This is a genomic window from Pedobacter cryoconitis, from assembly GCF_001590605.1.
GTDB lineage: Bacteria > Bacteroidota > Bacteroidia > Sphingobacteriales > Sphingobacteriaceae > Pedobacter > Pedobacter cryoconitis_A.
Map to the genome: position 1 here is coordinate 5,072,367 of NZ_CP014504.1, position 23,385 is coordinate 5,095,751.

Consider the following 23,385-nt stretch of genomic DNA (forward strand, 5'->3'; position numbering starts at 1 on the left):
ATACAGTGAAGGAGATTGAAAGGATGTAAAGTAGAGGTTGTTGTTAAGCTTCAGAAAGGAATTAAAACTTTCTAAAAATAAAAAAGAAAAAGCTTGACAGAACGAAAAATATTTCTACCTTTGCAGTCCCAACAAAAACGGGAAGATCACTAACGGATGTTAGCAGGTCACAATTACAAGACTGAAACGATGAGGCGCTGTAAAGCAATTCATTGCAACATATAAAGGCAACCGTGAGGTGCTGCCGAGAAGTTCATTAAAGAGATGTCATTTACAAACGTAGCGAGGTAAACACGTACAAGTTCAAAGTACATGAACCGCGCGAGTTTTTTAAGTCTGTTCTGACAGACAAATAAGAATAAGACTATTATTAATACAAGTTAAGAATGGTCAGCGTTCAAACATAACATTTTACAATGGAGAGTTTGATCCTGGCTCAGGATGAACGCTAGCGGCAGGCCTAATACATGCAAGTCGAACGATACTCTTTAGCTTGCTAAGGAGGAAAGTGGCGCACGGGTGCGTAACGCGTATGCAACCTACCTTAATCAGGGGGATAGCCCGAAGAAATTCGGATTAACACCGCATAAAATCACAGCACAGCATTGTGCAATGATCAAATATTTATAGGATTAAGATGGGCATGCGTGACATTAGTTAGTTGGCGGGGTAACGGCCCACCAAGACCACGATGTCTAGGGGATCTGAGAGGATGACCCCCCACACTGGTACTGAGACACGGACCAGACTCCTACGGGAGGCAGCAGTAAGGAATATTGGTCAATGGAGGCAACTCTGAACCAGCCATGCCGCGTGCAGGAAGACAGCCCTCTGGGTCGTAAACTGCTTTTATTCGGGAATAAACCTATCTACGTGTAGATAGCTGAATGTACCGAAGGAATAAGGATCGGCTAACTCCGTGCCAGCAGCCGCGGTAATACGGAGGATCCAAGCGTTATCCGGATTTATTGGGTTTAAAGGGTGCGTAGGCGGCTTTTTAAGTCAGGGGTGAAAGACGGTGGCTCAACCATCGCAGTGCCCTTGATACTGAAGAGCTTGAATGAACTAGAGGTAGGCGGAATGTGACAAGTAGCGGTGAAATGCATAGATATGTCACAGAACACCGATTGCGAAGGCAGCTTACTATGGTTAAATTGACGCTGAGGCACGAAAGCGTGGGGATCAAACAGGATTAGATACCCTGGTAGTCCACGCCCTAAACGATGAATACTCGCTGTTAGCGATACACAGTTAGCGGCTAAGCGAAAGCGTTAAGTATTCCACCTGGGGAGTACGGTCGCAAGATTGAAACTCAAAGGAATTGACGGGGGCCCGCACAAGCGGAGGAGCATGTGGTTTAATTCGATGATACGCGAGGAACCTTACCCGGGCTTGAAAGTTAGTGAATCATTTAGAGATAGATGAGTCCGCAAGGACACGAAACTAGGTGCTGCATGGCTGTCGTCAGCTCGTGCCGTGAGGTGTTGGGTTAAGTCCCGCAACGAGCGCAACCCCTATGTTTAGTTGCCAGCACGTCAAGGTGGGGACTCTAAACAGACTGCCTGTGCAAACAGAGAGGAAGGAGGGGACGACGTCAAGTCATCATGGCCCTTACGTCCGGGGCTACACACGTGCTACAATGGATGGTACAGAGGGCAGCAAGCTGGTAACAGCAAGCAAATCTCCAAAAGCCATTCACAGTTCGGATAGAGGTCTGCAACTCGACCTCTTGAAGTTGGATTCGCTAGTAATCGTATATCAGCAATGATACGGTGAATACGTTCCCGGGCCTTGTACACACCGCCCGTCAAGCCATGGAAGTTGGGGGTACCTAAAGTATGTAACCGCAAGGAGCGTCCTAGGGTAAAACCGATAACTGGGGCTAAGTCGTAACAAGGTAGCCGTACCGGAAGGTGCGGCTGGAATACCTCCTTTCTGGAGTAAGACAGATTACTCGCTGCGTAAATGATATACCAATGAAACTCTAACACATAGAGTAACTAAGTATATAAGTAAATGACAATAAAATCTCAAAAAGAAAAACCCATAGGATGAAACATCAACATGAGTGTTGTTCACCTGCTGAAAGAAGGAATTGACCGAGGAAAAGGAATTGTGCTGAGACACCTCAACAACAACCCTGACCCAGGAAAATAGTCCCGTAGCTCAGTTGGTTAGAGCACTACACTGATAATGTAGGGGTCAGCAGTTCAAATCTGCTCGGGACTACATTATATATTCTAAGGGGGATTAGCTCAGCTGGCTAGAGCGCCTGCCTTGCACGCAGGAGGTCAACGGTTCGACTCCGTTATTCTCCACGATTGGCCCGTAGTTAAGATAAAAGCTACAGGAAATAGACGCCTTAAAAGCGTTGGGACAATAAAGTTCTTTGACATATTGGAAGAAGTTAATAAAGAAGAGCAAACAACAATAGAGACGTTGTTAGCTTGAAGGGAAGTAAAAGTGCTTGCACCGATACCAACTGTAAGGTTAATAACAGAATAAAAAAGCATTTCCATAGGCGCAAAAGGCTATGGAGAGAAGAAAGTAAGAAAGAGTACACAGGGGATGCCTTGGCTCTCAGAGGCGATGAAGGACGTGATAAGCTGCGATAAGCTCCGGGGATTAGCAAATATGAATTAATCCGGAGATTTCCGAATGGGGAAACCTGGCTAGTTGAAGACTAGTCGCATTACGATGCGCAAACCTGCCGAACTGAAACATCTAAGTAAGCAGAGGAAGAGAAAATAATAATGATTTCCTAAGTAGTGGCGAGCGAACGGGAAAGAGCCCAAACCAGTTATGTTACGGCATAGCTGGGGTTGTAGGACTACGATATGGCATTAATGAAATGAAGTGGAACAGGATGGGAAGCCTGGCAAAATAGCGTGAGAGCCGCGTACACGTAAGTAACATTAGTCTAGTAGTATCCTGAGTACCGCGAGGTCGGAGACGCCTTGTGGGAATCTGCCGGCACCATCCGGTAAGGCTAAATACTCCTGAGAGACCGATAGTGAACCAGTACCGTGAGGGAAAGGTGAAAAGAACCCCGAACAGGGGAGTGAAATAGAACCTGAAACTGTGTACTTACAAGCGGTCGGAGCGTCCAGGTGGCGTGACGGCGTGCCTTTTGCATAATGAGCCTACGAGTTACTCTTCTCTGGCAAGGTTAAGTGTTTAAGACACGCAGCCGAAGCGAAAGCGAGTCTGAATAGGGCGTATAGTCAGGGGAGGTAGACGCGAAACCTTGTGATCTACCCATGGACAGGTTGAAGGTGCGGTAACACGTACTGGAGGACCGAACCGATAAACGTTGAAAAGTTTCCGGATGATCTGTGGGTAGGGGTGAAAGGCTAATCAAACTGGGAAATAGCTCGTACTCCCCGAAATGTTTTTAGGAACAGCGTGGTGGTCAAGTTTATTAGAGGTAGAGCTACTGATTGGGTGCGGGGGAGTCAAATCCTACCAAATCCAGACAAACTCCGAATGCTAATAAATATACACTGCAGTGAGGCCCGGGGTGCTAAGGTCACGGGCCGAGAGGGAAAGAACCCAGACCATCAGCTAAGGTCCCCAAGTTACTACTAAGTTGAACTAACGAGGTGCGATTGCCTAGACAGCTAGGATGTTGGCTTGGAAGCAGCCATTCATTTAAAGAGTGCGTAACAGCTCACTAGTCGAGCGATCGTGCATGGATAATAAACGGGCATAAAGTAGTACACCGAAGCTATGGGTAATATTAAATATTACGGTAGGGGAGCATTCCAGCGGCAGCGAAGTTATGACGTAAGTTGTGGTGGAGCTTCTGGAAAAGCAAATGTAGGCATAAGTAACGATAAGGCAGGCGAGAAACCTGCCCACCGAAAGGATAAGGTTTCCTGATCAACGCTAATCGGATCAGGGTTAGTCGGGGCCTAAGGAGAACCCGAAGGGGAAATTCGATGGACAACTGGTTAATATTCCAGTACTTTTTATAACTGCGATGTGGGGACGGAGTAGTGACACTGCCGCGATCTGACGGAATAGATCGTTAAAGACTGTAGGTATTGGAGAGGTAGGCAAATCCGCCACTCTAGCTGAAGGTCGATAGTACCGCAAGCCTTCGGGTAAGTGGATAGCGCAGGTAATCAGACTTCCAAGAAAAACCGCTAAGCTTCAGGTTATAAAAACCCGTACCGCAAACCGACACAGGTATCCGGGAAGAGAATTCTAAGGTGCTCGAGTGAATCATGGCTAAGGAACTCGGCAAAATGGCCCTGTAACTTCGGGAGAAGGGGCGCTGACAGCAATGTCAGCCGCAGTGAAAAGGCCCAGGCGACTGTTTAACAAAAACACATGGCTTTGCAAAATCGAAAGATGAAGTATAAGGCCTGACACCTGCCCGGTGCTGGAAGGTTAAGAGGGGATGTCATCTGTTAAAGGAGAAGCATTGAATCGAAGCCCCAGTAAACGGCGGCCGTAACTATAACGGTCCTAAGGTAGCGAAATTCCTTGTCGGGTAAGTTCCGACCTGCACGAATGGTGTAACGATCTGGGCGCTGTCTCAGCCATGAGCTCGGTGAAATTGTGGTCCCGGTGAAGACGCCGGGTACCCGCAACGGGACGGAAAGACCCCATGCACCTTCACTACAATTTAACATTGACATTGGATACAGGATGTGTAGGATAGGTGGGAGACTATGAAGGGGCGTCGCTAGGCGTTCTGGAGTCAACGTTGAAATACCACCCTTTTTGTATTCGGTGTCTAACCCTTGAATGAGGGGACATTGTTTGATGGGTAGTTTGACTGGGGTGGTCGCCTCCAAAAAGGTAACGGAGGCTTTCAAAGGTAAGCTCAATACGCTTGGTAACCGTATGAGGAGTGCAATAGCATAAGCTTGCTTGACTGTGAGGCAGACAAGCCGAGCAGGGTCGAAAGACGGATATAGTGATCCGGTGGTTCTGCATGGAAGGGCCATCGCTCAAAGGATAAAAGGTACGCTGGGGATAACAGGCTGATCTCCCCCAAGAGCTCATATCGACGGGGAGGTTTGGCACCTCGATGTCGGCTCGTCACATCCTGGGGCTGGAGAAGGTCCCAAGGGTTCGGCTGTTCGCCGATTAAAGTGGCACGCGAGCTGGGTTCAGAACGTCGCGAGACAGTTCGGTCCCTATCTGTTGTGGGCGTAGGAATTTTGAGTGGGGCTGACCTTAGTACGAGAGGACCGGGTTGGACTAACCTCTAGTGAATCTGTTGTTCCGCCAGGGGCATTGCAGAGTAGCTACGTTGGGAATAGATAAGCGCTGAAAGCATCTAAGTGCGAAACTAGCCACGAGATGAGAATTCCATATAGGACCGTAGCAGACTACTACGTTGATAGGTTACAGATGTAAAGCTGGTGACAGCATAGTCGAGTAATACTAATCATCCGAAGCTTTCAAGAGCAATAAACTGTTGTTTGTTCTTCATAACTAACTTCTTTCAATAATATGTCATCGTTTGATACCCGCCTGCAAACAGCAGAGCAGGAGCAGACCATTACAATATCAATCGAGCAATCGCTGTAGAAAGCGATCAAACAAAAGCTGGATAAAGACATTTAGGTGCCTATATCGGTGGTGTCCACCTCTTCCCATTCCGAACAGAGAAGTTAAGCCCACCAGAGCCGATGGTACTGCGGTAACACGTGGGAGAGTAGGTCGGTGCCAAATCTTAAAGAGAGCCTGTAGGAAACTGCAGGCTTTTCTTATTTACAGACTTTTTTGTAAATAAAATAAGTATTACAGGTATTTATCTTCTTGTTTACAGTCATTTTGTAAACAAGCTCCACTGCTATTGATGAATAAAGCTATTGATGATAACGTAACTCATCATCAGCCTGCAGCTTTTTTGTAAATCAGCGCTGCAGCTATTATTGATGAATGTGTTTAAATCTATTTTATCTCTGATATCAATAAAGGGAGAACTCAAAACGTTATCTCCCATTATAAGCCCTCTAACACATTATCTGTAATTGTTCACTTGATTGATATCACCCCATAAGTATTATTCGATCTGAGCGCAGGTAAATATTCTATCCTAACTCTATTTGTCTTCTGATACTTTCTTCTAGTGAGATTAATGTTTCAGTCCGCTGTATACCTTCTACTGCCTGGATCTCTTCATTCAGGACATGGCGTAAATGATTTGTATCTCTGCATATGATTTTAGCAAACATGCTATACGCTCCGGTCGTATAATGAAGTTCCACAACCTCTTTAATTCTGCTGAGTTGTTCGACAGCATCCTTATATTGAATTCCTTTTTCCAGGTATATACCAAGAAAAGCACAGATGTCATATCCCGCTTTCTGCGGATCGATAATTAGATGTGATCCTTTTATAATCCCCATTTCCTGTAGTTTTTTCATCCGGACGTGAATTGTTCCTCCCGAAACGATCAAATCTTTAGCTATTTCTGTGTAGGGTTTGGTGGCATCCTGCATCAGTTGCTTTAAAATGTCAATATCGAGGTTATCAATTTCTAAATTTTGGCTTTCTTTTTTGAGCATGATTTCAATTAATTATAATGATAATCTAATATAATTACAATAGTCGTAATAATGAAATTAAATCTTTAAAATATTTGCAACGTATGTAGTCTATCATTACATTTGTATCAAGCAAGTAAGAAAAAAACGTTCATTTTAATAATTGCTTATACTCTGTAGGGTGGTGGAACTGGCAGACGCACCTCCTTGTCTCGGTGGTGGAGAATATGGAAAACCTGAAAAGGCTAACCACTCCTTGAAGGTTCGACTCCTTCCCCTACAGCCAAAGAATGATTGTTCTTTATTTAATGTTGGGTGGTGAAATTGGCAGACACACCTCCTTGTCTCGGTGGTGGGGATCATGGGATAAACACAGTTTATGGGTTGACCACAAATTAATTTTTTGAACTGCAGCTAACTTCCCCTTGAAGGTTCGACTCCTTCCCCAACAGCCAGTTTTTTTATTTTAATAAGTTAGTTAATTAGGGTGATCCGGAGGCGGATTACCCTTTTTATTTTTTAAACTTAATCTATCGTGTGAAGTAAATTAACAATTCCAGGCTAGTTTAGCAGTATAGAAAAACGATAGAAAAATCGTATTTTCATAACAATCTAACCGGAAAACAATTGATGATGAACAACAGAAAACTACAGTTTTTCTTAATGGCAATCGGTATATTAACCATTACCTCGTGTAAGAAACAAGGAATTGAAACAACGTTCCTGCAATGAAAAACGAAAGCGCAATAACAAAACAAACTGCTTTGCCGGATTATTCGCTTAATAACTGGATGAGTTTCTTACCAGACACTACAAACATTGCACAAATATCTATTCCTGGAACACATGATTCAGGTGCGCGGGTTGAACCAATATCTGGTACTGCAAAATGTCAGACGCTAAGTATAGCAGAACAGTTAAATGCTGGTGTGCGCTACCTGGATGTGAGATGCAGACACATTAACAACAGCTTTGCTATACATCATGGTGCGATCTATCAGAATTTGAACTATAGCGACGTTTTAAAGGCATGTATTGACTTCCTGAATGCGAATCCATCAGAAACAATTATCATGAGCGTAAAGGAAGAGCATACAGCTTCTGACAATACACGCAGCTTTGAACAGACTTTTGATAGCTATGTGCAAGAAAATGCTGCAAAATGGGACTTGGGTACAGGGAATTCCAGACTTTCAGCTATCCGTGGCAAAATTAAATTACTGAGAAGATTTGGTTCAGGAAATGCAAAAGGCATAGATGCTACCCAATGGGGAGATAATACCACTTTTGATATTAATAATCCTGCTGCTAATCTGAAAGTACAGGATGAATATAAAGTTTCTAATGCAGATACCAAATGGACCAGGGTAAAAACACAATTAGATGCAGCACATGCTGATCATTCTAATCGGTTATATCTTAACTATAGCAGCGGATACAAATCGCTTATTTTTGGTATTCCTGATATCAATGCAGTACACAATGCTGTTAATCCAAAAATTGCAGCCTATTTTAGTGGCAACATTAGTGGCAGATATGGCGTAATCCCTATGGATTTTGTTACAGCTGATTTAGCAAAAGGAATTGTAAGGACAAATTTCAGTTCTGCTTTATAATGATTCTAAATACCAATAAAAGGCCGCTGTTATTATAAGCATGCATTAATTTCTTATTTTTGAAAAAAAAACTTGTTATGGGTATTTATGAAATCTTGAAGAGTGCGCACTCTGGATGGCGTTATTTAGTAATCATCTTATTGCTGGTTGCTTTTATTAATGCATTAATGGGATATGTGGGTAAGAAACCATATACCGAAGGGAACCGTAAATTAAATGTGTTTGCTTTGATCAGTGCGCATATTCAATTTGTTTTAGGTTTAGTAATCTATTTTATGCACGATTGGTATAAAGGGGATAGTTCAGTCGCGATACAACGTTACTGGAAAATGGAGCATGTATCGATGATGTTAATTGCAATCATCTTAATTACAGTGGGTAATGCACGCTCTAAAAAAGGTGTTACGGCATCAGCTAAACATAAGACTATATTTATCTTTTTTGGATTGGCACTTTTATTAATCACAGGGGCAATTTTTGCAATGATTAAGGTAGATCCAAGCAGACATCTCTTCGGAATGTGATAATTATTTTACGATTTAATTTTGGTTTGTAAGATTTATTTCTATTTTTGCTACTCAATGATTAACAATAAACATACTACTTGGCAATGGCGCGGTAATTCTGAAAAGAGTTTCGTCGTAGCTTCGTGTACCTTATAGTTTATCAACCTAAACCAAACCACACATACTAACCCGACGTACAAAACGTCGGGTTTTTTTTGTTTTAATAATTTCAGATGGAGAAGATAAAAATCAATACCGTTTTTAAAAAAAGATTAGCAGATACCATTACTCCAGTAAGTATTTATCTGCGGTTGAGGGATGTTTTTCCAAACTCCCTGTTGCTGGAAAGTTCTGATTATCATAGCCGGGAAAACTCAGTAAGTTACGTTTGTGCAGATCCTGTGGCAGGAATTATGCTGGAAAACGGAAAGTTGTCTTCTTATTTTCCAACAGGAGAAAAGGTAGTGAAAGATAAATTTGTCCTGACTGAGGAAATTGAAGCTTTTAAAGCGAGGTTTGATCCGTCAGCAGTGGAAGAGCAGCGCCGTATCTCTACAGGAATGTTTGGTTATTTTACCTGGAATACGGTACAGTATTTTGAGGATATCAAATTTACTGCCGAATCTCCTAAAGGAGAAGAGATTCCAATGATGCAATATCATGTTTATCGCTATATTATTGCCATTGACCACTTTAAGAATGAGGTTACCCTGTTTAAGAATAATTTTAATGAAGAAGATGACGAAGATTTAGAAAAAATCGAATATCTGATTCAGAATAAAAACTTCCCTGAATATAGTTTTGATACCGTTGGTGAAGAAGAATCTAATCTGACGGATGAAGGCTTTATGGATATCGTGGAGAAGATGAAGAAGCATATCTTACGTGGGGATGTCTTCCAGATTGTTCCATCCAGGGCTTATAACCAGAAATTTTCGGGTGATGAATTTAATGTTTACCGTTGCCTGCGTTCTATTAACCCGTCTCCTTACCTGTTCTATTTTGATTATGGAAGCTTTAAGCTTTTCGGCTCATCGCCAGAGGCACAGATTACAATTAAAGATGGAGCTGCTAATATTTTTCCTATCGCCGGAACCTTTAAACGTACCGGTAATGATGAAGAAGATGCTGAATTAGCGCGGAAATTAGAACAAGATCCGAAAGAAAGTGCAGAGCATGTAATGCTGGTAGATTTAGCCAGAAATGACTTAAGCCGGCATTGCAGGGGTGTCGAGGTTAAATCGTTTAAAGAAGTTCAGTACTATTCACATTTAATTCACCTGGTTTCAAAAGTAAGCGGAAATCTGCAGCCAGATGTTTCTGCTTTTAAAGTCGTTGCTGATACTTATCCAGCAGGTACTTTAAGTGGCGCACCAAAATATAAAGCGATGCAGCTGATCGATGAATATGAAGGATTGGCGCGTAATTTCTATGCAGGTGCAATCGGCTATATGAGTTTTGGTGGTTCATTTAACCATGCGATTATGATTCGTACGTTTATGAGTAAGAATAACCAGTTACATTATAGAGCGGGCGCTGGTATTGTAGCAGATTCTATCGCAATTAATGAGATGAATGAGGTAAACAATAAAATCGCTGCCTTGCGCAAAGCAGTAGAAATGGCCAAAGGGATTAATAAAATTTAAATTAAAGACATGCAAAAGAAAATATTAGTCATAGATAATTATGACTCCTTTACCTATAATTTAGTGCATTTAATTAATGAATTGGGTAGAGAAGCAGAAGTGTGGAGAAATGATAAATTTGCCTTGGCTGATGTCGCTCAATTTGATAAAATTTTATTATCACCTGGCCCTGGCATACCATCAGAAGCAGGATTGCTTTTAGAAGTGATCAAAACTTATGCAGCTGAAAAGAGTATTTTAGGGATCTGCCTTGGGCAACAAGCAATAGCAGAAGCATTTGGCGGTCAGTTGTTAAACTTAGGCAGACCTATGCACGGCATAGCTACACCTATAAATGTAATTGATAAGGAGGAATTCTTATTTAATGACTGTCCTGAAGTGATTAATGTTGGCCGCTACCATTCTTGGGTAGTTAGCAGGGAAGATTTTCCGGCTGAACTGACGATTACAGCAACAGATGCGAGTGAGGAAATTATGGCACTCAGACATCAGGCTTATGATGTGCGCGGTGTACAATTCCATCCTGAAAGCGTGCTGACGGAATATGGAAAAGAAATGATGAAAAATTGGTTGGAGAATTAAAATAGAAAACATGAATATTTTAGATAAAATCGTACTCAGAAAAAAAGAAGAGATTGAACAGGCTAAAAAGCTGGTTTCTATCAAAGAACTGGAACAGGGTGTTTATTTTAACAGGACACCTTATGTTTTGAAAGACTTCATGCTAAGTCCTGAACGCACTGGTATTATAGCAGAATTTAAGCGCCGTTCTCCGTCAAAGGGAATTATCAATGACCATTCTACGGTTGTAGAAGTGACCAATGGGTATGCAGCGGCAGGAGCTTCGGCTATTTCTGTACTGACGGACATCGATTTCTTTGGTGGTCATCCGAACGATCTATTGGAAGCAAGGGCGGCTAACGTTGTTCCGCTATTAAGGAAAGATTTCATGATCGATGAATACCAGATTGTAGAAGCAAAAGGTTTAGGTGCAGACATTATTCTACTGATTGCGGCAATTCTTACGCCTGCGCAAATTGATACTTTCAGCAGGCTGGCTAAAAGCTTAGGCTTGAATACATTGCTTGAAGTGCATAACCTGGAAGAGTTACAGCGTAGTATTAATCCTTATATTGATGCAATAGGCGTGAATAATCGTAATCTGGAAGACTTTTCTGTCAATATTCAGACGTCGTTTGATCTGGTAGAGGAGATCCCAAAAGAATTTCTGAAAATATCTGAGAGTGCAATCAGTAATACGCAGACAATTAAGCAGCTGAAAACAGCTGGATTTAACGGTTTTCTGATTGGTGAAAATTTTATGAAGACTTCTGACCCGGGAGCTGCAATGCATCAGTTCGTACAGGAGTTGATCTCGGTATAACTTTTGTATCTTTGTACTTTACATGGGAAAAGAGAAAACTTATGATACCGCGGTTAAACAGGAACGGGCAGTCCTGGTAGGTGTGATCAGACCGGGAGAAAAACCGGAAGAAACAAAAGAATATTTAGACGAACTAACATTTTTGGTAGATACAGCAGGTGGGGTAGTGGATAACATTTTCACACAAAAAATGCTGAAGCCCGATAGAGGTACCTTTGTTGGAACGGGAAAATTAGAAGAAATAAGAGCCTACGTGAAGTCGGAGGAAATTGATATGGTCGTTTTTGACGATGAACTATCTCCTTCACAACTACGGAATATAGAGCGTGAACTGGAAGTGAAGGTCCTGGACAGGAGTAATCTTATCCTTGATATTTTTGCCGGAAGAGCGCAAACCTCACAGGCTAAAACTCAGGTTGAATTAGCGCAGCTGCAATATTTATTACCACGTTTAACACGTTTATGGACTCACTTAGAGCGCCAGAAGGGTGGTATTGGTATGCGCGGACCGGGTGAAACTCAGATTGAGAGTGACAGAAGGATGATCCTGGAGAAAATCTCCCTGTTGAAAGGAAGATTAAAACTGATCGATAAGCAGAATGAAACACAGCGGAAAAACCGTACTGAATTAATCAGAGTGGCTTTAGTGGGCTATACCAACGTTGGTAAGTCTACGATCATGAACATGATTTCAAAATCAGAGGTTTTTGCAGAAAACAAGTTATTTGCAACTTTAGATACTACGGTACGGAAAGTTGTGATTGACAATTTGCCATTCTTACTGTCAGATACGGTTGGATTTATCCGTAAACTGCCGCATCACCTGGTAGAATGTTTCAAATCAACACTGGATGAAGTCAGAGAAGCTGATATATTAATCCATGTGGTAGATGTGTCTCATACGAGTTTTGAGGATCAGATCAGAGTGGTTAATGAAACACTGAAAGATCTGGGCGCCAGGGATAAAGAAACGATTGTAGTTTTCAATAAAATTGATGCATACGTGAATCCTGAAGCCGATGAAATGAACGAAGATGAGAAGGTAACTTTAACACTGGAAGACTTTAAAAGGAGCTGGATGGCACAGCACAATACGCCGTCGCTATTTATCTCAGCCCTGCATAAGGAAAACCTGGAAGAGTTTAAACAACTATTATACGATAAGGTTGTTGCCCTGCATACGGTTAGGTATCCTTATGACAAATTATTATACTAAATAAAAGATTACAAGAATCATGGAAAGTAAACGTCAACAGAAATTTGCTGGTGTACTGCAAGAGGAATTAGCGACATTATTTCAAAGAGAAGGGGCAGAGTACTTACCCGATACATTAGTTACGATTACAAAAGTCCGCGTGTCTCCGGATTTAGCGGTAGCCAAGGTTTACCTGAGCTTTTTAAGCACAAATAATACAGGACTATCTATTGCAACTGTAAATTCACATGCCGGGGAAATCAGGTATAAGCTGGGTGCGCGTATTCGTCACCAGGTGAGAGTTGTACCAAGTTTGACTTTCTTTTTAGATGATACCAATACGTATGTAGAGCATATGGATAAAATCTTTGATAAGATTTCAAAAGAGCGCAAAGAACAAGGTAAGGAAGAGGAAGAAGAAACAACCGAGGACTAAATTCTGATGGAGTCTCTGGAAAAACTTGAGGGGTGGTTGTCAAACCCTGAAAATCAGATCAGCAGTGTGGTAGATTTCGATCCTTCTGCTGATCGGTTATACCCTTTCGATTTTACAGCGGCTAACCTGGAGCTCACTGGCCGCATTCTTGCAGATACGTCAGTTTTCTCTTTGTGGGTGACGAAAAAGCTCGGAGATACCCATTCCCGTTATGGTATTGGAGGATACAATGAGCATCGGACTATTTATTCAAGAAGTATCCATTTCGATACGCTCGAAGAACCCCGGAGATTACATCTTGGGGTAGATATCTGGGGCCCTGCAGGGACTTCAGTCTATAATTTCTTTGATGCGCAGGTGCACAGTTTCAAAAACAATGATCATTTTGGTGATTACGGCGCAACGATCATCTTAAAATATCAACTCGGCGACCTTACTTTATATGCACTTTACGGACATTTAAGCCTGAAATCATTGGACGGACTTGAAGAAGGACAGTTTATCGCTGGCGGGACTTTATTCGCTTCTTTTGGGATTCCTGAAGAGAACGGAAACTGGCCTCCGCATCTTCATTTTCAACTGATGTTTGATCTGCAGGGAAAAGAAGGAGATTATCCTGGCGTCTGTCAGTTTTCAAACAAAGCTGTTTACCTGGCCAATTGCCCCGATCCAAACCTGATTCTTAAGCACACCTTTAAGATTTCTGCCGAATAATTTCGTAAATTAGGGAATGAAGAAGATTCTTGCTGTATTCCTGTTTTTCATTGGTTTTTCTGCTCAGGCGCAACCCATGCTTAAAGGCGGTCTTGATGCTTTTATCCAAACCAATATCATTTATCCCGGATTTTCCTTACAACATTGTCTGGAGGGAAAGATTAATGTTAGTTTTAAGGTTAACCTCGCAGGAGAAGTTTATACCTCGAAGGTTAGCAGTGGGATGGGGATCGATCTTGATCAGGAGGCTTTACGTTTAATCAGGCTGAGTAGTGGGAAATGGCAAGTACCTGAAGGCTATGATACTGCGTATGTGATTATTGCTCCGGTTAACTTTACTATTTCTGGTGGAGATTGTAGCACCATAGGCATTACGGAAAAAAACAAAGCAATAGCAGCTTACAGGGCAAATGAGGGCCTGACAGAAGTAATTACTAACTTTTATAGGAATAAAGGACAGGGGAAGTTTAATGAAGCTGAGGAAGGCAGAATAATCGCGCTGAAGGAAGAACTGGGTTATGATGATACTTACCTGAAGAAAAAAATCGAAGAGGGGCAAAAACGATTCAAACAAAATGATAAACAAGGGGCCTGTGAAGACTTTCTTTTTGTCAAATATATGGGGTCAGCTCTGGCTGATGAACTACTGGAAAAATATTGTAAGTAAATGCGTCTTTTATTCAAAGTATTCGCGTTGCTGGATCTGATCAGCATCGTTTCTTTAAGTCCTCAAATCTGGACTGTTCTGGTTAAATATCAAGAAATTCCGCTGGAAAGATTTGCTATAGGAAGGGTTGTTTTTACCCTCCTGATCTTTTGCTCACTATTTGTTTCTGCCGCAGGCCTGTTTAAGTTCAGGAAATACGGCATTATAACTTATTATATACAATTCCCTTTTAGGTTAGCGTTATGGGTGTTTTCTATCGGGTTTATTACTTTTATACCTGAATTATTTCACCAGGGAGACCAATGGTTTGGTATTTTATTCCGGATCTGTATCATTGCTGAGTTTTTCAGAGGATATTATATCCTGCAGGCACATCGTAAATATTTCAGATAAATAAGATTTCCAGGAAATTCCTAGGCTATTTAGCTCGGAATTTCTTTAAAAATGACTGTTATAGCTGCAGGCAATAGTTCTGCTTCTATGGTATTGACTTTGCCTATATATTCCCCGTCAACCTGAAAATGCGCTTTGTGTTTAGTCTGAATACGTAACCCTTTGGTCTGAAAGGATTCAATCTTTTCCGGATTAAAAGGCAAATCGGTGAACCGTATCTTAATGATTTCCATTAAAGAGTATTTTTTGACCAGGATAACCTCAAAAACATCATCGTCCAGCTTGCCATCCGGATTAATTTTGACACCAGTACCATACATGGTTGCATTGGCAATAACTACCATCGCTGCTTCTGAACGGATTTTTTCTTCCCCGATCTGAAATTCGACTTCCATCTTATGATGGCTCCACAGTGCTTTCCACAATGCTTTAGTGTATCCCCACATTCCTCTTTGTGGCAGGTCATCGAATTTTTTAACGATATAAGCATTGAATCCGATGTCAGATAAATGAATACACAACTCTCCGTTTACAACAACTGCATGAATTTCTTTGGTTTCCCCATTGATGGCTAAATCAAGCGCTTCATTGATCGCTAATGGGACACCCAGTTCTTTTGCCATGCCGTTTGCCGAACCCGCAGGAATAATGCCGATCGGAGTTTTAGTCCCTTTCAACAAATCGCAGACTAATTTCAAAGTCCCATCGCCACCCACCGCAATTACGCGTGTCGCTTTTGCCTGATCGATAGCGGCCTTAATTTGTTCATTACTGCAGTCTTTAGTGAGTTCATAGATTTCAAACTTATGCTCCAGTCCTTTAAAAAAGTCTGTGATCACCGTTTTGAAATCTGTATTCTCACTTCCCGAGCCTGGGTTGACAATAAATAATAATTTCATAGCGGTAAATTAACGTATAGTAATGTTCAATAGCACAAACAACTCTGCGTCTGCTCTGTTTGATTTATAATGAATAATTCTGTCACTGTAAAAGTATATCATGGCTACGGCCACACGCATAACCTTGTGGTGTACGGCCATGTCTTTAAATTTAAAGCGAAAAATAACCAGAACTACAGCAATAACTTCTTTGTAAATATTATTTATCTGCTTAGAATGTTCATTTTAAAACCTTATCCATGGGTTAAAGTCAGGCTTAGCTTTTATACGCAGACCGTTACCCAAACTACAGAATATGATGGCTTTTTTAAGTTTGAATGGAGTGCTGAAGAAAATGTGAGTGCAGGCTGGCATCAGGTAAAAGTAGAAGCACTTGCCGATAACGGGGAGGTGTTAGCAGAGAGTATCGGTGATGTTTATGTTCCTCATGTTACGCAGTATGGATTTATATCTGATATTGACGATACCATTATGATTTCACACTCTGCAACCATAGGCAGAAGATTGAGAGAGCTTTTTATTAAGAACCCGCATACCAGGAAAACTTTCCCTGGTGTGAGTTCTCAATATAATTTACTGGCTTTATCCCATACTGATGCCGAACATCCTAATCCATTTTTTTACGTTTCCAGTAGTGAATGGAATCTGTATGATTATTTAGTTAGTACTTTCAGGTTCAATAATTTGCCGGAAGGGACTTTTTTACTCAATCAGATTAAGCGGTGGAAAGATCTGTTTAAAACTGGAAAAACAGGGCATGAGGGTAAATTAATACGTGTAATGCGAATTATAGACGCTTTTCCTAATCAGAAGTTTATACTCTTTGGGGATAATTCACAGCAAGATCCGGACATTTATTCATCAATTGCTATAAAGTATCCAAACAATATAGAGGCTATCTATATCAGGAACATCAGGAAAGAGAAACAAGCTATTACCCTTGGCTTACTTAAAAAGGTAGAGGAACAAAATATTCATACCTGCCTCTTTACAGAAAGTAAAGAAGCGATGTTACATGCTGCTCAAATCGGACTGATCAAAGTTTAAATAAATCCCAGCGTATTAAATCGCTTATTCAGTACCTGTGAGTTGTTGACATCCAGCCACTTGTCCAGAATAGTGCCATATACCTCTCTGAAATCTACCTGATATTTTAAATCTCCATTATCCAGATTTGCTAAATCAGGTGCAGCGTTATAAATGCCTTGCTTTTTCAATCTGCCGCCAAATAGGAACATATTATTTGCTGTACCATGATCAGTCCCGTTGCTTGCATTTTGAGCTACTCGTCTGCCAAATTCAGAAAAAGTAATCACCAGCGTATCTTCCAGCTTATTGTTCTGATGCAGGTCTTTCACAAAGGCGTTCATTCCTTCTGCATATTGTTGCAATAACCGGCCTTGTTGATTAAGTTGGTTAACATGTGTGTCAAATCCGCTTAAAGAGACATAATAAACCCTGGTTTTTAAACCAGAGCAGATGAATTTAGAAACAGTTTTCAACTGATTTGCAAAAGCTGAATTTGGATAGGTATAATTGGGCTTATAAATTTTAGAGGTATTCTCGATATAATTCGCAGAAGAAGACGTCTCGATCATCGTTTTATACAAATAACCTAAGTTCTCTTCGTCCAGGTGGTCTTTATCACGCTGAATCATTTCTCTGAAAAATGGTTCATTTGTATTGCGGAACAAAGCAGCCGGGTCTTTGAGTGCAATCCCTTTTTTGCTTAACCCTTTCATCGCCAAAGAAAGGCTGTCATCAACTTCAATCGCTGTATAGGGGAATTTACAGGTTTGACAATTGGAGTCCAGGTAACGGCCTATCCAGCCTGTAGAAAGGTATTGATTCGCATCGCTTGCAGTCTGCCAGATATCCATAGAACGGAAGTGTGACCGGTCAGGATTAGGATAGCCAACATCGTTGATGATAGACATCCAGCCCTGATCATAAAGTTCTTTCAAACAGCTCAGGTTTGGATTTAATCCTTGCATATCATCTAATTTGATAACTTCTTCTGGCTTAATTGCGATCCCATTTCTCATTTGATAATAAATATCATTTCCGAAAGGGACTACCGTATTCAGGCCATCATTACCACCGGATAGTTGTACTACCACCAGGTTTTTGTATAAACTCAGTTCATCCAATGCTAAAGCCTCAAATGGTTTCATGAAAGCCGGAACAACTAATGTCCCTGCTGCTGCAAAGGTCGCCTTTTTTAAAAAATCTCTTCTTTCCATGTTATTCAGGTTAGCATAATTGATACTCTGGCATACTGGTTACGGCAATAACTGTGTTTTTTAGGTTAACATTACCCGCCACCAGATCGCTGATTTTTTTTCCTACAGCAGGTTCCAATAAGAAAGCTGCCATTTCTGTTTGTTTCATATCTCTGGGAAAACAGGATAGAAATTTTGACCAGTCTGCTTGTGCATTAACATAAGACTTAACAGGTCTTGGCTTTTGTTTTTTATTCAGCGCAATTACAGCTTCTTCTTCAGGATCTGCCTTCCCATCAAAATCAAGGATCCCATCATTTAGAACGAGGGAAGGTATCTTTAGCCGGAGCATTAAAGAAGAACTGTCTATCCAGTTTTTACCTCCCGGCCATCCTGCCACATTAGGAGGATTAAATAAATACTGGCCGAGACTGCTCTGCAGCTGAATTAAAATCTGTGGTTTATTATAGGTCACATAGAACTCTCTGCTCAAATTGACAAGAAACTCTACTGGCGATTTAATTTTGTTGCCTATATTTTCCTTGCTATAGAACCACTCCGCGTTAAATAACTGTTGCATCAACGCACTGATATCATATTGCCGGGCGTAGAAATATGCAGCCAGTTCTTTTACATGTGCTTCATTGGGAGTATCGTTGACAAAGAAAGTATAAAGCTTACGGCAAATGAAAACCGAAGTTTCGGGCTTGGCGAGCACTTGATCAATGATTGCTTCTCCATCAAAATTTCCCGTCTTTCCAAAAAATGTCTTGTCCAATTGATCGTGTGTCCTGGGATTGAATTCGAATTCTCCATTCTTATTGTATGCCCATCCAGTAAACGAGCGTGCGGCTTCTTTAATGTCGGTTTCTGTATAGTTACCCCTGCCTAAAGTAAATAACTCCATGAGTTCTCTGGAAAAATTCTCATTGGGATGGCCCTTTTTATTCTGTTGGTTATTCAAATAATCGAGCATGGCCGGAGATTTGGAGACCTCCATCAGCAGCGTCTTAAAACTGCCTAAAGCATTTTTTCTTTGAATATTATTGAGTTGTTGCGCATAAAACGGATTATTTGCCCGGCAGGCAAAATGGCCATGCCAAAATAAGGTCATCTTCTCTAATAAAGGGTTTTCTGTGGAGATCATCCTTTGTACCCAGTTAAGGTTAAGCTCACGGCTTTTTTCATTCCTTGCCTTGGTGATGTCCTCGCGCTGCTGTTTTTCTTCTGGCGTTAGTTCTTTTTTACCATTTAAACCGGCAAGTGTAAGTTGTTGTTGTTTGAACTCATCGGGAGTAATTATAGTCAGATCAGTTCCCGGCGCCGGGTTAATGAATAAGCCATTGACAGCTTTACTTATTTTTCTTTTGCTCAACCGCAGCAAATCGGGATAGGCTATCCCGAAACCAGCTCTGTTGTAAAGGTGCTTGATGTTAGAGAAATTGTCTTTTCTATCCATGATACAGGCTATTTTCGAGGGTTATGACAGTTATAAAACGTTTAGGTTTAAAATTTTATATTTTTGTCTCTATGATATTTCAGTTACCTGAAGAAGAATTGATTTTTCCTGATCCCGCATTGGCAGAGGAAGATGGATTGCTGGCTATTGGGGGAGATTTAAGTAAAGACAGGCTAATACTTGCTTACCAGAAAGGGATCTTTCCGTGGTTTAGCGAAGGAGATCCGATTTGCTGGTTTGCTCCACCTGAACGCTGTGTGATCTTTCCTGAGCAAGTTAAGGTAAGTAAAAGTATGCGAAAGGTAATTGCAGACGGTGTTTTTACCGTGACTATGGATCAGGTTTTTGCAGATGTGATCCTTTGCTGTGCGAAAGCACCAAGAAAAGATCAGGATGGTACCTGGATTACAAACGCTATGCAGCAGGCTTATATAAACTTGCACCAGCACGGCTGGGCCCACAGTGTAGAAGTCTGGTATGAAGGCGAACTGGCCGGAGGCTTATATGGTTTAACAATTAACGGCGTATTTGTTGGAGAAAGTATGTTCAGCCTAAAAAGTAATGCTTCTAAGACGGCCTTGATCTGGCTTTGTCAGCAAGGCAACTACAGCTTGATAGATTGCCAGGTGCCCAACGACCATTTGATGAGTTTAGGTGCTGAAATGATTTCCAGGGAAGCTTATACTGAAATTTTACAGGCAGACCTTTAATCTTATACACCAATCTTTAATTCAGACATCAACCTTTAATTTACACACCAACCTCTCTGATCTGTAAACCTATTTTAAGATTTCTCTGATGTCCTCTTTGCTCAAAGATTTGAAGAAACTTTCCTCTGTGGTAATCAATGAACTTGCCAGACGTTTTTTACGGTTTTGCAGGGCCAGGATTTTTTCCTCGACAGTGTCCTTCGCAATAAATTTGTAGATAAAGACCTTCTTTTCTTGTCCGATACGGTGAGATCTGTCAATAGCCTGTTGTTCTACAGCAGGATTCCACCAGGGATCTAAAATAAAGACATAATCTGCCTGAGTAAGGTTTAAACCAACTCCACCAGCCTTGATTGAAATCAAAAAGACCTTAAGATCTTTGTTCTCCTGAAACTCTGAGACAATCTCTCCACGGTTTTTTGTAGAACCGTCCAGGTAGGCAAATGGAATTAGCTCTTTCTCAAAATGATGCTTAAAAATAGTGAGGTGCTTTACGAACTGTGAGAATATCAGTACTTTATGACCGCCTTTAAGTACATTGTCGAGCGTATGAATTACGTTCTCAAATTTACCGGAGTCTGATAAATATTCATCGTCAATCATGCTTGGATGATTAGCCAGCTGGCGTAAAGCGGTTAAGCCTTGCAAGAGTTGTACTTGTTTTTTAGCATAAGTGCCATCGTCCATACTACTCAGCAAATCATTCCGGTAAGCAGACTTTGTTTTTTCGTAATAAGAAGCCTGATCTTCGCTCATATCACAATAAATGATCTGTTCAGTTTTTGCGGGTAATTCTTCTGCAACCTGTTCTTTGGTACGTCTTAAGACAAAAGGTTTGATGATCGCCTGTAATTTCTTCGCCTTATCCTCATCTTTTCTCTTTTCAATAGCTTGTACATATTCCTCGTTGAAGAATGCCTGTGTACCCAATAATCCGGGATTAAGAAAAGTAAGCTGTGTCCAAAGATCACCTACTGAATTTTCTACAGGTGTACCGCTCAGAATTAACCGGTGTCTTGACTTTAACTGTCTGACTGATTTAAATGATTTAGAAGAAGGATTTTTGATATTCTGACTCTCATCGAGAATAATATAATTGAAATAAAAATCCTGTATCTCGTTAACATCAACTCTGGTAATTCCGTAAGTAGTGATGACGATATCGTATTTTATAAAATGACTGACATCCTTATTCCGGGTACTGCCGGTATGTGCAAGGATCTTTAGTTTTGGTGTAAATTTCTTTGCTTCAGCCAGCCAGTTGTAAATTAGCGAGGTTGGCATAATGATCAAAGAAGTGCTGTGGGTTTGGTTCAGCTCGTCTTCTTCTTTTAGCTTTTGCAGCATCGCCAGTGTCTGAATAGTTTTACCCAGACCCATGTCATCTGCTAAACACCCACCAAAGTTATAGGCTCTTAAAAAGCTGAACCAGTTATAACCAGCTTTCTGATAACTTCTTAGTTCACCTTTAAAATGAACAGGCATCTGGATGTCTTCGATGTTCTCAAAGTCATTCAGTTTCTGAAGCTTGCGCTGTAAGGTTACATTGGCAATCCCATCACCAGCCAGATCATTGATTAAACCAATATGGTGTTTTTTAAGCTTCAGCATTTTTCCTCCGTCAGAGAGGCTGAATAAACTTCCGTATTGAGAGAACCATTTTTCTGGTATGATGGCTATAGTGCCGTCAGGAAGCGGGAATTCTCTCTTTTTATGTAAGATATGCTGTTTAAGGGAAATAAAAGGAACAGGGTGTACGCCAAAATATACAATCGCGTTGATGTCAAACCAATCGTTGTCTTCTTTGATTTCAAAGTCTATTTTACTCGATGCAAAGAGGAATTTTTTCTGGCCAGTGGACTGCTCAATACTATAGCCTTTAGCTTCTAATTGTTCAATATGTTCGTTAACCCAGTTCAGGATACCATAAGCTTTATCTTCGGTATCAGCTGCTGCGAGTTCCAGGTTATAAAAGAGCGCACTTGTTTTTTTAAGGCCCAGTTTCGTTAATTCAGTATATTTATGCTTTTCCCAGGTAGTATCTCTTTTGACACGGGTAAAGACATAATTGTTTTCCTGTTTTTCAACATGAACAGTGACTTTCTTCTCATTTCCCAGTGCAAAAACGTGTTCACCATATTTGAAATAAAGCTGAAGTTGGGAAATTCCACCTTCAATGTAAATTACCTTTAGGATTGCAGTCGGCTCATGCTTCTCTGTCTGGATATCAAATCCTTCTGCATAAACGTGATATTTCTCTATTAAAGGGGCTACGAATTTCTCAAAATAAGTTTCTTCTTTGGCAGTTGGGATTGTGATGTAACGCTTATTCAGAAAAGGGAATAGCTTTTTACCTTCAATATCCTGTTCAAAGAAATAAAGTACATCGTTTAACAGTAACCAGGCTGGTTGATTACTTACAATCTGCGCTTCTTTAAACATGAAATCTATTCGCAGAGACTGGTATTTAATAGTAGGGAAGTAGCGGGTTTCTACCTCACTTCTTCTGAAGTGGAATAAAATCGTAGCAGGCTCAGTAGCCAGCTCAATTTTACGCTCTGCAGGCCATCCGTCTTTGTCCATGAGGTATAACTCATCTTTAACTTTAAGGATTTCCAGTACTTCAGCTAATTTCTTCTCGATTTTAGGCCTCGCGTTTTCATAGAATTTATCATCGTAGAACTTGCTGAAAAACTCAAAAGGCCTGATCGCTTTTTTATGATACTTCTTAATCACATGATCCTGCTCTGTTTCATCAAGCATCTTTATGATTTTAAGATCAGAGTCTGTCAGGTGTTTGGCAAATTCCTGAGCAGTATGGCTGAATAGGCGCTGATAAGTTAAAGAAAAATCTCCCTGAGGATTAAGCTGAACAATATGTGGTTCAATTAAATAGCCTAAATACTCATGCTTGCACAGTGAATATACGATTTTGCAGGGTTTAGAACTATCTACGCGTAACATGAGGCAAATGATTAAAAAAAGAGGAGTCTTTAAGCTAGTAAAGCTTTAAACATACATCAAATTTG

Annotated in this window: 17 protein-coding genes, 4 tRNA genes and 3 rRNA genes; 19 read left to right on the forward strand and 5 right to left on the reverse strand. The window is 41.0% G+C overall.

From position 1 onward, the window contains the following. Window positions 1–413: 413 nt before the first annotated feature. The 5 genes from AY601_RS21475 to rrf all read left to right on the forward strand — a co-directional run bounded on the left by AY601_RS21475 (window position 414) and on the right by rrf (window position 5,691). A 16S ribosomal RNA gene (locus AY601_RS21475) occupies window positions 414–1,935 on the forward strand. Between the two features lie 220 nt (window positions 1,936–2,155). Then, window positions 2,156–2,229 (forward strand) — tRNA-Ile (locus tag AY601_RS21480). 15 nt (window positions 2,230–2,244) lie between these two features. After that, a tRNA-Ala gene (locus tag AY601_RS21485) sits at window positions 2,245–2,318 on the forward strand. A 223-nt stretch (window positions 2,319–2,541) separates the two neighbouring features. Then, window positions 2,542–5,423, forward strand: a 23S ribosomal RNA gene (locus AY601_RS21490). A gap of 156 nt (window positions 5,424–5,579) precedes the next feature. Continuing rightward, window positions 5,580–5,691, forward strand: a 5S ribosomal RNA gene (gene rrf / locus AY601_RS21495). The 16S, 23S and 5S rRNA genes sit together here with 2 tRNA genes alongside, the layout of an rRNA operon. Before the next feature lie 362 nt (window positions 5,692–6,053). Here the strand turns inward: rrf and AY601_RS21500 are convergent. Continuing rightward, complete coding sequence (locus AY601_RS21500) at window positions 6,054–6,530, reverse strand: Lrp/AsnC ligand binding domain-containing protein (protein ID WP_068404967.1); 477 nt, start codon at window positions 6,528–6,530, stop codon at window positions 6,054–6,056. Window positions 6,531–6,684: 154 nt separating this feature from the next. On the opposite strand from AY601_RS21500, the gene AY601_RS25805 reads away from it, so the two are divergent. The 12 genes from AY601_RS25805 (at window position 6,685) to AY601_RS21550 (ending at window position 15,066) form a co-directional block, all read left to right on the forward strand. Next, a tRNA-Asp gene (locus AY601_RS25805) sits at window positions 6,685–6,795 on the forward strand. Between the two features lie 23 nt (window positions 6,796–6,818). Further along, window positions 6,819–6,964, forward strand: a tRNA-Asp gene (locus AY601_RS25810). A gap of 273 nt (window positions 6,965–7,237) precedes the next feature. After that, the gene (locus AY601_RS21505) at window positions 7,238–8,125 is read left to right on the forward strand and encodes a phosphatidylinositol-specific phospholipase C (protein ID WP_084359377.1); all 888 of its coding nucleotides are present in this window, start codon (window positions 7,238–7,240) and stop codon (window positions 8,123–8,125) included. 59 nt (window positions 8,126–8,184) lie between these two features. Next, on the forward strand, window positions 8,185–8,649 hold the full coding sequence (locus tag AY601_RS21510) for a cytochrome B (RefSeq protein WP_232324645.1): 465 nt from the start codon (window positions 8,185–8,187) through the stop codon (window positions 8,647–8,649). A 215-nt stretch (window positions 8,650–8,864) separates the two neighbouring features. After that, window positions 8,865–10,277, forward strand: a complete 1,413-nt coding sequence (locus AY601_RS21515) for an anthranilate synthase component I family protein (protein ID WP_068404970.1) — start codon at window positions 8,865–8,867, stop codon at window positions 10,275–10,277. Window positions 10,278–10,286: 9 nt separating this feature from the next. Further along, window positions 10,287–10,859 carry an anthranilate synthase component II gene (locus tag AY601_RS21520; RefSeq protein WP_068404972.1) on the forward strand — a complete coding sequence of 191 codons (573 nt, stop codon included), beginning with the start codon at window positions 10,287–10,289 and terminating at the stop codon, window positions 10,857–10,859. A gap of 10 nt (window positions 10,860–10,869) precedes the next feature. Then, the gene (gene trpC, locus AY601_RS21525) at window positions 10,870–11,661 is read left to right on the forward strand and encodes an indole-3-glycerol phosphate synthase TrpC (RefSeq protein ID WP_068404977.1); all 792 of its coding nucleotides are present in this window, start codon (window positions 10,870–10,872) and stop codon (window positions 11,659–11,661) included. A gap of 22 nt (window positions 11,662–11,683) precedes the next feature. Continuing rightward, window positions 11,684–12,877: a GTPase HflX gene (gene hflX, locus AY601_RS21530; RefSeq protein WP_068404980.1), complete on the forward strand. Its 1,194-nt coding sequence runs from the start codon at window positions 11,684–11,686 to the stop codon at window positions 12,875–12,877. 19 nt (window positions 12,878–12,896) lie between these two features. Next, window positions 12,897–13,292 carry a 30S ribosome-binding factor RbfA gene (rbfA, locus tag AY601_RS21535; RefSeq protein WP_068404982.1) on the forward strand — a complete coding sequence of 132 codons (396 nt, stop codon included), beginning with the start codon at window positions 12,897–12,899 and terminating at the stop codon, window positions 13,290–13,292. 6 nt (window positions 13,293–13,298) lie between these two features. Then, the gene (locus AY601_RS21540; protein WP_068404984.1) at window positions 13,299–14,006 is read left to right on the forward strand and encodes a peptidoglycan DD-metalloendopeptidase family protein; all 708 of its coding nucleotides are present in this window, start codon (window positions 13,299–13,301) and stop codon (window positions 14,004–14,006) included. 16 nt (window positions 14,007–14,022) lie between these two features. Beyond that, entirely contained in the window at window positions 14,023–14,673 is a 651-nt protein-coding gene (locus tag AY601_RS21545) for an energy transducer TonB family protein (RefSeq protein ID WP_068404986.1), read from the forward strand. Then, complete coding sequence (locus tag AY601_RS21550; protein WP_068404988.1) at window positions 14,674–15,066, forward strand: hypothetical protein; 393 nt, start codon at window positions 14,674–14,676, stop codon at window positions 15,064–15,066. 29 nt (window positions 15,067–15,095) lie between these two features. On the opposite strand, the gene AY601_RS21555 is transcribed toward AY601_RS21550, so the two are convergent. After that, window positions 15,096–15,965, reverse strand: a complete 870-nt coding sequence (locus AY601_RS21555) for a diacylglycerol/lipid kinase family protein (protein ID WP_068404993.1) — start codon at window positions 15,963–15,965, stop codon at window positions 15,096–15,098. Between the two features lie 69 nt (window positions 15,966–16,034). On the opposite strand from AY601_RS21555, the gene AY601_RS21560 reads away from it, so the two are divergent. Beyond that, window positions 16,035–17,012: an App1 family protein gene (locus tag AY601_RS21560; RefSeq protein ID WP_068404995.1), complete on the forward strand. Its 978-nt coding sequence runs from the start codon at window positions 16,035–16,037 to the stop codon at window positions 17,010–17,012. Here the strand turns inward: AY601_RS21560 and AY601_RS21565 are convergent. Together AY601_RS21565 and AY601_RS21570 are read right to left on the reverse strand one after the other, a co-directional pair. Next, window positions 17,009–18,208 carry a DUF1501 domain-containing protein gene (locus tag AY601_RS21565; RefSeq protein WP_068404997.1) on the reverse strand — a complete coding sequence of 400 codons (1,200 nt, stop codon included), beginning with the start codon at window positions 18,206–18,208 and terminating at the stop codon, window positions 17,009–17,011. The genes AY601_RS21560 and AY601_RS21565 overlap by 4 nt on opposite strands. A 10-nt stretch (window positions 18,209–18,218) precedes the next feature. Next, entirely contained in the window at window positions 18,219–19,646 is a 1,428-nt protein-coding gene (locus AY601_RS21570) for a DUF1800 domain-containing protein (RefSeq protein ID WP_068404999.1), read from the reverse strand. 71 nt (window positions 19,647–19,717) lie between these two features. Here AY601_RS21570 and aat point away from each other — a divergent pair, with 71 nt between their 5' ends. After that, window positions 19,718–20,356, forward strand: a complete 639-nt coding sequence (gene aat, locus AY601_RS21575) for a leucyl/phenylalanyl-tRNA--protein transferase (RefSeq protein WP_068407806.1) — start codon at window positions 19,718–19,720, stop codon at window positions 20,354–20,356. Window positions 20,357–20,425: 69 nt separating this feature from the next. Here aat and AY601_RS21580 read toward each other — a convergent pair whose 3' ends face one another. Further along, entirely contained in the window at window positions 20,426–23,320 is a 2,895-nt protein-coding gene (locus tag AY601_RS21580) for a DEAD/DEAH box helicase (RefSeq protein WP_068405001.1), read from the reverse strand. Window positions 23,321–23,385: the final 65 nt, after the last annotated feature.